Annotated in this window: 11 protein-coding genes; 6 read left to right on the top strand and 5 right to left on the bottom strand. The window is 44.6% G+C overall.

Translation table 11 applies throughout. The annotated features are described in order from the left end of the window. Nucleotides 1-79: 79 nt before the first annotated feature. Together L1D22_RS09915 and L1D22_RS09910 are read right to left on the bottom strand one after the other, a co-directional pair. Nucleotides 80-2,518, bottom strand: coding sequence for an ABC transporter permease (locus L1D22_RS09915; protein WP_239829635.1), 2,439 nt, complete (start codon nucleotides 2,516-2,518; stop codon nucleotides 80-82). A gap of 1 nt (nucleotide 2,519) precedes the next feature. Beyond that, nucleotides 2,520-3,194 carry an ABC transporter ATP-binding protein gene (locus tag L1D22_RS09910; protein WP_239829634.1) on the bottom strand — a complete coding sequence of 225 codons (675 nt, stop codon included), beginning with the start codon at nucleotides 3,192-3,194 and terminating at the stop codon, nucleotides 2,520-2,522. On the opposite strand from L1D22_RS09910, the gene L1D22_RS09905 reads away from it, so the two are divergent. From L1D22_RS09905 to mrdA, 5 genes are all read left to right on the top strand, one after another. Further along, nucleotides 3,193-3,816 carry an arylesterase gene (locus tag L1D22_RS09905; RefSeq protein WP_102427934.1) on the top strand — a complete coding sequence of 208 codons (624 nt, stop codon included), beginning with the start codon at nucleotides 3,193-3,195 and terminating at the stop codon, nucleotides 3,814-3,816. The two genes, L1D22_RS09910 and L1D22_RS09905, sit on opposite strands and share 2 nt — an antisense overlap. An 81-nt stretch (nucleotides 3,817-3,897) precedes the next feature. Beyond that, nucleotides 3,898-5,097, top strand: a complete 1,200-nt coding sequence (gene fabV, locus L1D22_RS09900) for an enoyl-ACP reductase FabV (RefSeq protein WP_239829633.1) — start codon at nucleotides 3,898-3,900, stop codon at nucleotides 5,095-5,097. 177 nt (nucleotides 5,098-5,274) lie between these two features. Then, nucleotides 5,275-7,182: an EAL domain-containing protein gene (locus L1D22_RS09895; protein ID WP_239829632.1), complete on the top strand. Its 1,908-nt coding sequence runs from the start codon at nucleotides 5,275-5,277 to the stop codon at nucleotides 7,180-7,182. A gap of 120 nt (nucleotides 7,183-7,302) precedes the next feature. After that, entirely contained in the window at nucleotides 7,303-8,958 is a 1,656-nt protein-coding gene (locus L1D22_RS09890) for an ABC-ATPase domain-containing protein (protein WP_239829631.1), read from the top strand. Between the two features lie 326 nt (nucleotides 8,959-9,284). Further along, complete coding sequence (gene mrdA / locus L1D22_RS09885; RefSeq protein ID WP_239829630.1) at nucleotides 9,285-11,183, top strand: penicillin-binding protein 2; 1,899 nt, start codon at nucleotides 9,285-9,287, stop codon at nucleotides 11,181-11,183. 122 nt (nucleotides 11,184-11,305) lie between these two features. Here the strand turns inward: mrdA and L1D22_RS09880 are convergent, their stop codons facing one another. Both L1D22_RS09880 and L1D22_RS09875 read right to left on the bottom strand, forming a co-directional pair. Then, nucleotides 11,306-11,941 carry a DNA-J related domain-containing protein gene (locus tag L1D22_RS09880; protein WP_239829629.1) on the bottom strand — a complete coding sequence of 212 codons (636 nt, stop codon included), beginning with the start codon at nucleotides 11,939-11,941 and terminating at the stop codon, nucleotides 11,306-11,308. 163 nt (nucleotides 11,942-12,104) lie between these two features. Beyond that, entirely contained in the window at nucleotides 12,105-12,944 is an 840-nt protein-coding gene (locus L1D22_RS09875) for a 2OG-Fe(II) oxygenase family protein (RefSeq protein WP_017632612.1), read from the bottom strand. Between the two features lie 198 nt (nucleotides 12,945-13,142). Between L1D22_RS09875 and L1D22_RS09870 the strand changes: the two genes are divergently transcribed. Then, entirely contained in the window at nucleotides 13,143-13,751 is a 609-nt protein-coding gene (locus tag L1D22_RS09870; RefSeq protein ID WP_239829713.1) for a DUF2238 domain-containing protein, read from the top strand. A gap of 80 nt (nucleotides 13,752-13,831) precedes the next feature. Here the strand turns inward: L1D22_RS09870 and L1D22_RS09865 are convergent, their stop codons facing one another. After that, nucleotides 13,832-14,083: a hypothetical protein gene (locus L1D22_RS09865; RefSeq protein WP_239829628.1), complete on the bottom strand. Its 252-nt coding sequence runs from the start codon at nucleotides 14,081-14,083 to the stop codon at nucleotides 13,832-13,834. Nucleotides 14,084-14,234: the final 151 nt, after the last annotated feature.

Genomic DNA, 14,234 nt, shown 5'->3' with positions numbered 1-14,234 from the left:
TTATAAATAGCTTGCTACTACCCATAAAATATTCGCGATTAGGCCGTTTCATTCAGCTAATTGACGCTCTAGTGATTAGTTAACCGAAATCCTTGTTCACTGGCGCCAATAAGCGCTTGATCAAGCTGTTTACGACGGCAGCTAATGTCATAAACGTGAGCACTGGTAAAGTAATCCAAAGCATCGGGTGAAGTGATGGTTCTAGCTCAAAACCAAAGTTCATCACGCCTGCAACACTGAGCTCAGAACCCAGCGCTGCAATCGAACCTGCCACAAGCGCCATCAACCCATATTCACACCAAATGGTATTGAGGATGCGCTTCTTACTCGCTCCTAAGGTTCGATATAAGCGAATCTCTTGTTGCCTTTGAGACAAGCTAAGACGTAACAGAGTAAAGATAAGCAATAACCCCGCAACCACACCAAGCGCTGCGAGCACTGTGATCGACCAAACAATTTGCTTGAGCAGTTCTTGGATTTTGCTGCCCATCACACGGATATCCATCAAACTCACGGTTGGGTGATTTCGAGAGAGCTCATTGAGCATTTGATTGTGTTTGTCTTCGAGTCTGAAGCTCACCAACCAAGTTGATGGAATCGAACTCAATACATCTGGAGTAAAGATGAAGTAGAAGTTTGGCTTCATTTCACGCCACTCTACTTTTCGGATGCTATTAACCTTGGCTGCAACATTTTGGCTGTTAATAGTGAATGAAAGCTCATCACCAATTTTTAAACCAAGTTGTTCAGCGACATCCGATTCAACAGACACGCCCTGCTCTTGCGTCCAACTGCCTTCAAGCACTTCATTGTACTCAGGTAACTGGTCACCCCATGTGAAGTTGATTTCACGACTCAATGCGTCAGTTTGTTCAGATGTATCACTGTATTCCGCCGCTTCTACACCGTTAATGGTCGTCAGTCTTCCGCGGATGATTGGGAAGGCTTGAGTACGCTCCACTTCGTTAGAGTCGATGGTCGCTAAGTAACTGTCTTTCTCGTAGCTTGCAATGTTTAGTGCAAATGCATTCGGTGCGTTCTCAGGTAAGGTTTGTTGCCAATCGGATAGCAGATCACTTCTCACCAACCAGATAATCGATAACAACATCAACGAAAGCGCCAAAGAGCCAAACTGAATACCAGTTGCTAGTGGAGTTCGATTGATCCGGCTTAACGCCAAGCGCATTGATGTCGACGTCGGTAACTTGCCGAACAAGCGCAGAACAACTGTGCTCACAGCAGCTAACACCAAAAACAGACACGCAATACCGGCTAGAACTATCCATACCAATAGATTGTCGCCGTACATCAACATCATCGGGATAATAGGTACTAGCAGCAGCGCGAACTTTTTGTAGCTGTCGTTTGACTTATGACTTGATTGAATCACGCTAATGGCCGATGTGTTAACTAAGCCAATCAGTGGGATCCCTAGAGCAGGCACACCAATCAGAATGCTCGATAAAATCGCCAAGATAGCGGGCTCGATGCCATAGCTTGGAAGTGGCGATGGCAACAAGTCACCCAGCGGGATTCGAAGCAAAAATTCTAATCCGATGCCAATCGTGATACCGAGCACAGCACCAATAACGACTAATAGAGACACCTGAACCGACAACCACTTAATGATCCACTGTTTGCTTGCGCCCAAACTTTTCAGCATGGCGATGGTTTTGCGACGGCTTGCCACATAGTGTTGGCACGTGAGTACCAGAGTCGTCGCCGCCATGATCACAACAATAGCAACAGTTAATGATAAGTATTGAGTCGTGCTTTCGAACATATCATTAGTACGACTTGCTGAATCTTGTGTGCGCCATCGATCACTCGGTGTTAGATCGATACTGTCTTGTGCCGCTTTGAGCTTTGCATCATCGCCATTCAAGAACAGTCTGAAGCTCACACGGCTTCCCGGCTGAATAGCGCCCGTCGCGTCAATATCACTTTTGTGTATCAACACGGCAGGCATTTGCTGGAATGGATTAAAGCTCAAACCTGGCTCTTGAGTGATGCGCCCTGTTATCGTTAAATCGGCATCGCCAATAGTGACATTGTCACCGACTTCAACTTCAAGCTGCGCAAATATGCGTTCATCGAGCCAAAGCTCACCCGGTTCCACGTGATTACTCGACGCATTATTAGCGCCTTCTAGTATCATTTCACCACGCAGTGGATAGTTACTTTCAACCGCTTTCACCGTCACCAACTGCATTGAGTTATCGCTGAATGCCATGGTGGAGAAACGGGTCAACTCTGAACTTTCTAACTGCTCAATTTGAGTCAGGTCGAGCAAAGCTTGTGGAATTGGATTTGCTGAGATAAACACACTATCAGCAGTCAGTGCATCTTTACCCTGCTTAACGATCACCTGCTCCATACGCTCGGCGAGCGCTGACAATGCGAAAACACAAGCAATGATCAAGGTTAACGCGATGGATACCGGCCACAGCTGACCATGTCGAATTTCTTCAATGCTCCATGAAAACAGGCGTTTGTTCAGTCCATTTGATGAATTCAATTTAAACTTCCTCTATTTGACCGACATGCATTTTAAGCGTTCGTTGGCAGCGTTGTGCGAGCTTAGGGTCGTGTGTCACCAATACTAAAGTTGTGCCGTGCAAAGAGTTCAGTTCGAACAGTAACTCAACAATCTTGGCTGCAGTTTGTTGATCTAGGTTGCCTGTAGGTTCATCAGCAAATAGGATTTTTGGCTTGATCATAAAGGCACGTGCTAGAGCGACCCTTTGTTGTTCGCCGCCTGATAGCTGAGACGGCAAGTGATCAAGCCTGTCTTTTAAGCCAACCGATTCAAGCAGAGTTGTCGCTCGTTCAATGTCTTCGTCTTCGCCCTTCAATAGACAAGGAAGCGTAACGTTTTGTAGTGCGGACAAGCTTGGGATTAATAAGAAGCTTTGAAAAACAAACCCAACGGATTCGCTACGGATTTTAGCCCTTGCTTCGTCATCAAGTTGCGAAAGTGGTTGTCCTAATAAGCTAATCTCACCTTTGGTTGGTACGTCTAGCCCTGCTAACAGTGTCATTAGGGTCGATTTACCTGCACCAGACGTACCTACGATCGCGACCGTTTCGCCCTCATGAATATCGATATCGACGTGCTCTAGGATTGTTAAATGTTCTTGATTAGTAGACACTGTCTTGGAAACAGATTCTGCTTTAATGATGGATGTATGCATGACTCGACTAATTTCCTTTTTATTCTTTATTTTATTTTCAACCGCTTCTTTAGCTCAAGGCTCTGCGTCAGCTCAAGATTCAAAGTTATTGGTACTTGGCGATAGTTTGAGTGCTGGTTACAACATGGATATCAAACAAAGCTGGCCAAGTTTATTGCCAGACGCGCTAGCAAAACATGATAAAGCGGTTACCGTAGTTAACGGGAGTATCTCTGGTGACACAACGGGCAACGGTTTAGCTCGTTTGCCTCAACTACTTGAAGAACATGCTCCAGACACCGTTCTTATTGAACTAGGAGCGAATGATGGACTTCGTGGCTTTCCACCTAAGCTGATGTCTGCGAACCTAGATCAAATCATTGAGCAGATAAAAGCCGCAGGCGCAAAACCGATTATGATGCAGATTAAAATTCCGCCAAATTACGGTAAGCGTTATAACCAACAGTTTGAGTACGTTTTTGCAGCTTTAGCTGATCAACAAAATGTGCCGCTTCTACCGTTTTTTCTGGAACATATCATCCTTAAACCTGAGTGGATGATGAACGATGGCTTGCACCCTAAACCAGAAGCTCAACCTTGGATCGCTGAATTTGTCGCCGAAGAATTATATCAGTATCTTTAGGTTTTAATGGTCTAGCTCAATAAATTTTACACAGCTTTACGTTAGCCTGAGTGCATATCATCGTTAACTGTAAGGTTATTTATGCTTGTCGAACCTGTTATCAAGGGTGTGGTAGCAAAAAGCGCTCACCCTCTAGGCTGCCAAGAAGCCGTAAAAAAACAAATCGAGTTTGTTAAGAGTGCGCCGCAAATCAAAGATGGCCCTAAGCGAGTACTGATCATCGGCGCTTCCTCAGGCTTCGGCCTTGCCGCTCGTATCGCCCTTACCTTTGGCGGTGCAAACGCTGACACTATCGGCGTCTCATTCGAACGCGGCCCCAACGAAAAATCCCTCGGTAGTGCCGGTTGGTACAACAACATCTACTTCAAGAAAGAAGCCGAACGAGAGCAGCGCACTGCTATCAACATCGTTGGCGACGCCTTTTCTAAAGAAACACGCTCCCAAGTTGTCGAAGCCATCGAAACCTACTTCGAAGGTGAAGTCGATCTGATCATCTACAGCTTAGCCGCAGGTGTGAGACCAAAACCAGACTCCGATGAATTTTGGCGCTCAGCTATTAAACCGATTGGCGAAAGCGTTACTGGCGCGACGATTTCCCTTGAGCACGACAGCTGGGTGACCAACACGCTCGATGCTGCAACAGAAGAAGAAGCTGAAAGCACACTCAAAGTAATGGGTGGAGAAGATTGGGAAAACTGGATAGATGAACTGATCAACGCGGAATCTATTGCTCCGGGTTGTAAGACGATCGCGTTCTCCTACGTTGGCCCTGAAGTAACGCACCCTATCTACCTCGATGGTACTTTAGGCCGCGCTAAGATCGACCTTCATCAAACCAGTCATGCACTTAATCTTGAGCTAGCTAACTTCGATGGCAATGCTTACGCAACCGTGTGTAAAGCCTTAGTAACGAAAGCAAGTGTGTTCATCCCAGGATTAAGCCCTTACCTGCTTGCTTTATACAAAGTGATGAAAGAGAAAGAAACCCACGAAGGTTGTATCGAACAGATGCAGCGCTTGTTTAGCTGTAAACTGTATGGACAAACCAAAGTTCCGCTTGATGGTGAACGTCTGATTCGTATGGACGATTGGGAGTTAGATCCTGAAACCCAAGCACATGTGACCGAACTGCTACAGAAGATGGACGAAAACAACTTCCAAACTTTAGGTGATTACCAAGGGTTCAAAGACGAGTTCTTGCAGCTCAACGGGTTCGCGCAGCCATCAGTAGATTACAGTAAGAAGCTGAATAGCGAAGACTTTATAAAATTAAAGCCCTAATCGAAATTTATCTCATTACTGAGACCCGTATTCACATCTGAAAACCTCTGCAAAATTGCGGAGGTTTTTTCTTACAACATTTCTTATACTTAATTTATGTAAGATTCATAGTTTTTTGGTTCATCATAATTAACACAGGATGTGTTGATGCACTTAGCATAATTGACTCGGAGTCGTATGAAGAAAATAAGAACTCTAGATTTAGATATCCCAGACGATATGGAGCACAGTTGGCAGAATATTGTCGACCTCTTAGCTCAGATTACTCAAGTGCCCGCAGCACTCATCATGCGTGTTCACGCCAATTACATTGAAGTTTTCTCAACCAGCCGTAGCGAAAACCACCCATACAACAAAGGGGATTCCGAACCTCTTGGGAATGGGCTTTACTGTGAAACCGTGATGGAAACTCAGCGTCAACTTATTGTGCCCAATGCGCTTGCTGACTCTAAATGGGACAACAATCCAGACATTAAACTTGGTTTAGTCTCCTATTGTGGTATTCCATTGCTTTGGCCTAACGGTGAACTGTTTGGCACCATCTGTATCTTGGACTCGAAAGAGAATCACTACACCTCTACTTATATCAAACTGTTAGAGAGCTTTAGAACCTCGATTGAATCTCAGCTTAAAACCCTATTCCAACACGCAAAGCTTACCCAAATGAATCGTGACCTCAAAAATCGGGTTTACAATCGTACTAAAGATCTCGCGAGCCTCAATTACTCATTAAATCAAGAGATTGATAAGCGAAAAGCGGCTGAACAGAAGATTAACTTCCAAAAGAATCATGACCTAGGAACTGGATTTTTAAACCGAAGTGCCTTTGAATCTCGCTTAAATCAAAAGCTGATCGCACAACGAAGGCTGACTGAAGGTTCCTTCGCAGTCATTCATATTGGATTTACCAATGGCAGAAGAATACAAGCACGTTACGGTTACAGCGCATTAGACCAAGTGCTTGTAGAATATCGACAACGTATCGACAGTATTTCTGACATCGAGGTATTAACGGCGCGCCCTACTTCTGTCGACCTTGTTTTAGCATTCAGTGTGAAAGACCTCCACCATCGCCTCGAAGACCTCAGTCAAACGTTAGTGAAAGTTGGACATTCAGAATTTGATATCGAAAACGACAAAGTTCACCTGCATGCCTATATTGGGATTGCAATTACGGATAGTGAAGATGATGCGGAGAGCATTCTTCAAAAATCATCAGAAGCGATGCTTGCTTGTAAAGATTCTGGTCAAAAATACGCTTATTACTCTCAATCTCATACAGAAGAGCAAAGTCACATCAATAAGATTGAAGGCTATTTGCTACAGGCTGTTCGTAATGATGACTTGATGCTGTACTTCCAACCTAAAGTGAGCCCAGTCACTCATCGCTGGGTTGGCGCAGAAGCACTTCTACGTTGGCGACATCCCGTTTTAGGCGATATATCCAATGAAACCCTGATACACATGGCCGAACAAAACGGCCTGATTTTCGAAGTGGGCAGTTTTGTTCTTCGCAATGCGATTGAAAAAGCCAAAGAGTGGTCTGAATATGTTGAAGACTTCAAAATGGCGGTCAATGTTTCTGCAGTACAACTCAAAAATGCGGATTTTGCAGAGCAAGTGATTCACCTATTAGAAACCTATCACCTCGAGCCCCACTTCTTAGAGCTTGAAGTCACCGAAAGCGGCTTAATCGCCGATGAAGTCGTGGCCAAGAACACGTTGGAATCTTTACATGATATGGGCGTTACATTGTCACTGGATGACTTCGGAACTGGCTACGCCTCTTTCAGTTACCTAAAGAAATTCCCATTCGACACGATTAAGATTGATAAGAGTTTTATTGATCAAATGCTCAACTCAGACGGAGACTCGGAAATTGTTCGTTCGATTGTCCAAATCGCGAAAAAACTCGACCTTAAAGTTGCGATTGAAGGCATTGAATCGGAAATTCAAGAGAAGTTTATTATCGATGAAGGCTGTGATGTTGGCCAAGGTTACCTCTATGGTAGACCGATGCCGAGCCAAGAATTCGAACACAGCTTAATCAATCAAAACTATTTAGGGACAACTCGTTACGCTTAAAGCGAAAAAGAGCAGTTAGTTTTGGATTTAGGCCTACTTTCTCTTTACTCTAAAGGTGGTGATTTTTATAATCGCCGCCTTTCTGTTTTTATCTTTCCCCTTATATAGGCATTCCTCGTTATGGATCAGTTGACTGCAAAGCTTAAAAAGCTCGAAAAACAAAACTACCGTGCATATCAACAAATTAAAGGTCAATACGACTTTGCTGATTTTGAATTACACATCGACCATATCCAAGGTGACCCATACGCGTCAGCTTCTCGTTTTCGCGCAACACGCGCGTGGTCGTTAACTGGGTTAGATTGGCTGAAAGAAAAGTCTTATGAATACCAAGTTGCTGCCCGTGATTTTATTGCGCGTAGCTTTTCTGAATTCGCTAAGCAAGAATCGACTGTTTCAATCGCTCTTACTGGTCAAACGGTTTTAGACAGCACATCGGTTGTGTTCACTGAGCACGGTATCGAGCTTCGTTTCCGTATCAACCTACCTGCTGATGGCCGCAGCATCCTTGCTAAGAAAGCAATTAACATCATCACTTTCTATCTACCGAAGTTTATTCGTCGTGCAACGCTTGAACGCGAACTGGACATCGATGCGATGATCAAACATTGTGAAACGATTGAAGACCAAGCAGCGCTTCGTGCTCAATTAGACGAGCACAACCTAGCTTCATTCGTTGCTAACGGAAGCGTGCTACCGCGTATCGCAGGTAACTGTGACCTTCCAATGAAAGATGCAGTGCCTTTTGCTGCGCCAGAATCATTGAGCGTAACATTAAACACACCAAACCAAGGTGATGTGACTGGCCTAGGTATTCCTAAAGGCATCACACTGATCGTTGGTGGTGGTTTCCATGGTAAATCGACGCTGTTGAACGCTATTGAACGCTCTATCTACAACCATATCCCTGGTGATGGTCGTGAAGGTATTGTGACTGCGATCGATACGATGAAGATTCGCGCGGAAGATGGCCGATGTGTGCACAGCTTGAACCTGTCAAACTACATCAACCATTTACCAATGAAGAAAGATACCTCTGATTTCAGTACTCAAGATGCTTCAGGTTCTACGTCACAAGCAGCTTGGTTACAAGAGTCGATTGAAGCCGGTGTGCAAACGCTCCTTATCGATGAAGATACGTCAGCGACCAACTTCATGATTCGTGACGAACGTATGCAGGCACTTGTGTCTAAAGGTGACGAGCCAATCACACCGCTTGTTGACCGTATCGGCCAGCTACGTGAAGAGATGGACATCTCAACCATCGTGGTTATGGGCGGTTCTGGTGATTACTTAGACGTAGCAAACACTGTGATTCAAATGCACGATTACCAAGCGGTAGACGTGACTGAAAAAGCAAAAGAAGTGATTGCTCAACACCCTACTCAACGTACGAACGAATGTGAAACGGCGTTAGAGATGTTTGTACCACGTTCATTGAACCGCGCATCACTGATGAACATCCTTATGGATGGCAAGTTCCGTGTTAGCGCAAAAGGTAAAGAATCATTGCGCTTTGGTAAAGAGTTCGCTGACCTTTCTGCATTAGAGCAACTTGAGTCAACATCAGAGGTCAATGCGATTGGCTGGGCTTGGTTCCAGTTTGCACAAACTCCAGGTTGGTCAAACAACCCAGCGAAAGAGTTCAACACTATTTTAGACAACGAATGGCACGCTAACATGCCGAAATATGGTGACCTAGCGAAACCAAGAACGTTGGATATCATGGCTGCGTTGAACCGTATGCGTAAATCTCAATTCAGACCTTCGAACTGAGATTTAATTAAACATCAGTAATTGCTATCTACGGCTCTCATTTTTGAGGGCCGTTTTTTCTTCATTTATCTAGTAGTCCCATTTGCTTAGTATCCACCATTTACCTTCTATCCCTTCTGAAGTGCTTATCTCATAAACCAATTCACAACTTGTTATCCAGAATCCTTCCAATTGGTACGTGATTAATTTTCACTCCTAGTCTGGCTCCAGCGTTACTTATCTTGGAAATACCAAGAATCATGACACAGCTTTTACAAAGCCATGGTGATATTCGGATAAAGTCCCGAGTCTACAAATGTAACTAAATGTAAAAGCCTGAGGTTTTGATGAACCACCAACGCGTCAAAATGCGTGACCATAAAAGCGAAGTTAACCTGTTTCGAAACCGAGTAATCGTCGCGTTTGCGGGGATTTTAGTCTTCACCCTCGTTCTGATTGGAAACCTTTACAGGCTCCAAGTACAAGATTTCAAAAGTTACCAAACTCGAGCTGACGGAAACCGAATTAAGGTTCTTCCCATCGCCCCTACGCGTGGTTTGATCTACGATCGCAATGGCGTGTTATTAGCCGAGAACCAACTCGTCTTCGATTTAACCATGATCCCAGAAAAGACTGATGATGTTGATGTCATGCTGAGCAAGCTCAACAAGTTCATCCCTCTCAATGATGAACAAATCGAGCGATTCAAACAGCGTTATCACAACACCCGTCGCTTCAAACCCGTCACGATATTAGAAGGTCTTAACGAAGAAGAGATCGCTAAGTTCTCTGTTCAGCAATATCAATTCCCCGGCTTATCGATCGATACTAGCCTTAAACGCTTCTACCCAAATGGTGAAATACTCACCCATGTTTTAGGATATGTGGCACACATCAACGACAGCGATTTAAGAAAGCTTGATGAGCAAGGTAAAGAATCCAATTACCAAGCAACAACCGTTATCGGCAAGCTAGGTGTAGAGCGATACTATGAAGATCTACTGCATGGCACCAAGGGGTATCAAGAAGTTGAAGTGAACAGTCGTGGACGCGTTGTTAGAACGATTCAGTATGTTCCTCCGGTCGCAGGTAAAGACATAGTCCTTAACATCGACATCGAGCTACAAAAGTACGTGTTCGACCAACTCGATAACCGAACTGGCAGTGCTGTGATTCTAGACCCGAAAGACAATAGCGTATTGGCAATGGCGTCGAGCCCGAGTTATGACCCAAACCTGTTCGTGGACGGCATTTCAAGCAAAAACTACCGAACACTGCTTAACGACCCTGCACACCCATTGGTGAATCGCACAACATTAGGTGTTTACCCACCTGCTTCGACCGTGAAACCTTTTATGGCCGTTGCCGGTTTGCAAGAGCATGTTATCTCGGAACACACCATTCGTGATGACCACGGTTCATGGCGTATCCCTGGCTCTAAACCTAACTCAAAAGCGTGGCGAGATTGGAAACGTTGGGGTCATGGCCCGGTTGATGTGACACAAGCAATTGAGGAGTCAGTGGATTCATTCTTCTACCAAACGGCCTTTGATTTGGGTATCGATCGTATTTCAACGTGGATGAATCGGTTCGGATTTGGTAAACCGACAGGTATCGACATCTATGAAGAAAGTACTGCAAACATGCCGACTCGCGATTGGAAGATGATGCGCTATCGTACGCCTTGGTATCAAGGTGATACTGTGCCGATTGGTATCGGGCAAGGTTATTGGACTTCTACTCCACTGCAACTCGCTAAAGCCACATCTGTGCTCGTGAATCACGGTAAGGTAATGCCTCCGCACATTCTAAGAGCGACGTTAGATCATGGTGAAAACTTTGATACGCAAACGCCAGTTGTGCCAAAACAGATGGCATCAATTGACGAAGTTCCCGACGAAATTTGGGACGTACCCATTAATGCAATGAGACTGGTAAACAATGGCAGTCGAGGCAGTGGTCGGAGAGCCTTTAAGGGCGCAGACTACGTCAGTGGTGGTAAATCTGGTACTGCACAAGTTTTCGACTTGGCAAAGGATCAGGTTTATAACTCGAAGAAGTTAGCCCGTCACCTACTCGACCACGCGCTTTATACTGCGTTTGCACCCTATGATAATCCTGAATACGTAGCGACAGTGGTTATCGAGCATGGTAACGGTGGTTCAAAAGTTGGCGCACCGTACATTCGTAAGGTACTCGATTACGCATTTGAGCATAAAAGTGGAGTGAGCAAAGACCACTCATAGTTCATTACTCATCACTTATTACTTATTAGTAGTAAACACAAAACCCCACTTATCGCATGTGGGGCTTTCTTCTGTCTTCTGGTTTTGGGGTCTTAGTAAATCAGTCGGCTAAGTTGAACTTTCTAACCGCGCAATACATTCCACGCTTCGCATAACGTTTGAAACTTAGCCGTGTTTCCTTCGTCCCTATCGGGATGCCAACGTAGCGCTAGGCGTCTCCATCGCTTTCGAATATCGTGTTGAGTCGCGTCCAGAGGTAACTCGAATAGATTGAGTGCACGGGTTCTGTCCATGTCCGTTTCACTGCCACCGACAAACTTCTTGTAGCGCGTCCAAAACTCGTTCAACAGCCGCTTTACTTCACCTTCATCAGCTTCATAGTTGAGCCAATTGATATAGTAATCACGCAGTGGGTCTTCAAGATCGATTGTATGGGTGCTGCCATGATAACGCCCGTTCATCAATTCAATGTCCATGGCTTGAACCTGAAGCCAGCTGTCTGGGTATAAGGTCTCTTGTAGCTGATAGAGCGCATTCATGATTAAGAAATTCTTCTTAAACAGTTCTTTCTCAGGCACGAGATCTAATACAGGAACCAAACCAAGTTCGTTGAGGTTCGCCGCCAAAGTATGCACTTTCCATCCACTCGGCTTTTGTTTAAGCACTTCCATGATCGGCCAAAGCAACGGGTTTTCCATATGTGTCTGAAACTGAAGGCTAATATTTTGATGACTCGATGATTCGGCGTTGTCTAACATGATTAATTGAGTCCATTGGCATATGCATTTGTGTATCTTCTTAATTGAAAGCGATCTGTTGCTGTTTGTCGAGTTTCAAACTAAATAAATTTCAATCAGTTATGCGCTTATAAAACAAAAAGGCCAGCATTATGCTGGCCTTTAGAGTATGAAATCTGACTAATTAGATAACGCCAAGCTCTCTTAGACGTTCCATTAGGTATTCATTTGCTGTGTACTTCTCAGACAGAACCACTTCTGGTTTCGGGTGCAGGAATAGAGGTAAAGAAATACGAGATTTCTCTTGGCGAGCACCAGATGGATTGATTACACGGTGAGTCGTTGATGGGAAGTAACCACCAGACGCTTCTTGCAGCATGTCACCAATGTTGATGATCATGTTACCGAAATCACATGGAACATCTAACCACTCGTCATTTTGTGCTTTAACCTGAAGGCCAGGTTCGTTTGCTGCAGGAAGAACAGTTAAAAGGTTGATGTCTTCGTGTGCAGCAGCACGGATTGCGCCCGGCTCTTCATCACCCTGCATTGGTGGGTAGTGAAGTACGCGAAGCAGAGTTTGCTCGCTGCCATTAATCATTTCAGAAAGTGCGATTGAGAACTTCTCTTGTACTTCTTGAGGCGCGTGCGCTTCAACCCAGCCTAATAGCTCTTGAGCAAAAGCATTAGCGCGTTGGTAGTAATCTAGAATCTGTTCTTTCAGCTGTTCAGGAATCTGACCCCAAGGGTATACATGAAAGTACTCTTTAATATCTTTTACAGTGTGGCCCTTTGCAACTTCCGACACTGAAGGTGGAAAATATCCATCTTGTGTTTCAACATTAAAGTGGAAGTTCTCTTTTTCTTCAGAAATGAAGAATTGGTACCAGTTTTCGTAAATTGACTCAACAAGCTCTTTCGGGATTGGGTGGTTTTTTAATACGCCAAATCCAGTTTCACGTAGAGAGCGAACAAATTGTTCAGCTGCGTCGTCAGCAAGATAATCGACAGTTTCCAGTTTCATGACTTTCTTTCTTGTTATGTAGTGATAAACGGATTTTATGGTTCGCCTTGTTGTAAATCAAACTTTTGTGAAACTCTCGCAACCGTTTGTCTAGATACTGGGCGATACCGCTGCTTTTCAACAAATTTGGTGATAAACCACAATTGAACGGTGTGCATTATTGTGTAACTCTACATGAAACTTATATAGGATTTGATGATGACAATTACGCCACTTGCTCAAAATAGACCTCTACTCTCACTAACTGCTGTCTATCTTGTTATCTTTCTTTTTTCAGCGTTTGCACCCTCATCGAGGGCGGTCTGGATTGCTGAGATCGTTCCTGCGCTCGGTATTCTTGTTGGGATATGGTGGCTCTCTACCAAGCTCACCTTTTCAAAGACGGCTTACGTTTTGATGTTTATCTGGTTGGTTCTGCATACGATCGGCGCTAAGTACACCTTCGCTGAAGTGCCCTTTGATTGGTTTAATAACCTGATTGGATCTGAACGTAATAACTTTGACCGTGTGGCGCACTTTTCGATTGGTCTTTACGCTTACCCGCTCGCTGAATATTTGATTCGTAAGAAATTGGCTCAACCAGTTTTGGCGTGTTTCTTTGCTCTGTTTGCCATCATGAGTGTTGCAGCAGGTTATGAGATTATTGAGTGGTGGTATGCGGAGATTGCAGGTGGCGATGAAGGTATCGCATTCTTGGGCTCACAAGGTGATATTTGGGATGCTCAGAAAGACATGCTTTGCGATACAACCGGAGCGATAGTCTCGTTGTTACTTCTCAAGCTTCAAGGGCGAGTTAGAGTTCATTAATACTCGCCTCTGATTGTTAGGCAATTCTTAACTTCAATAGCAGCTCGGAAATGCCACACACAACCTGTGCTGTGGCATATTTATTTCATCGTTACTTTACCGCCAACAAACTTGTAGGCTGGCATGCCTCGAACTAAGGTATCACGTGCGAACTCTATACCGCATTCAGGGCAAATGCAGGGCTCTGTCGTGAAATCTTCAACAATGCGTTCTTTAAAACACTTAACGAGAGCACCTTTGCCACCTTTCCGATATTTGAAAAGTTGTGTCTTGCATTTCGCACAGAAAATCTGAACCGTCTTGGTCGGTTGCTTCTTGTTTGGTTTAGCCATAGTAGTTAGGGCGTGTTGACCTTTCGTGGTTAAAGTTTGTTCGAGATAAAAGCGTTTTAATCGCGGCGAGGGAGAAGTAGCCTAGTCATTCTAAGCAAATCTCCCTCAACAAAGAGTAAAACGCTTTTTGCGGGGGCGCCCAGCTCGAACC

The sequence above is a fragment of the Vibrio sp. Isolate34 genome (genome assembly GCF_022397915.1).
Classification (GTDB): domain Bacteria; phylum Pseudomonadota; class Gammaproteobacteria; order Enterobacterales; family Vibrionaceae; genus Vibrio.
The sequence above is the reverse complement of the archived record's forward strand: the minus strand, read 5'-3'. Positions and strand labels throughout refer to the sequence as shown.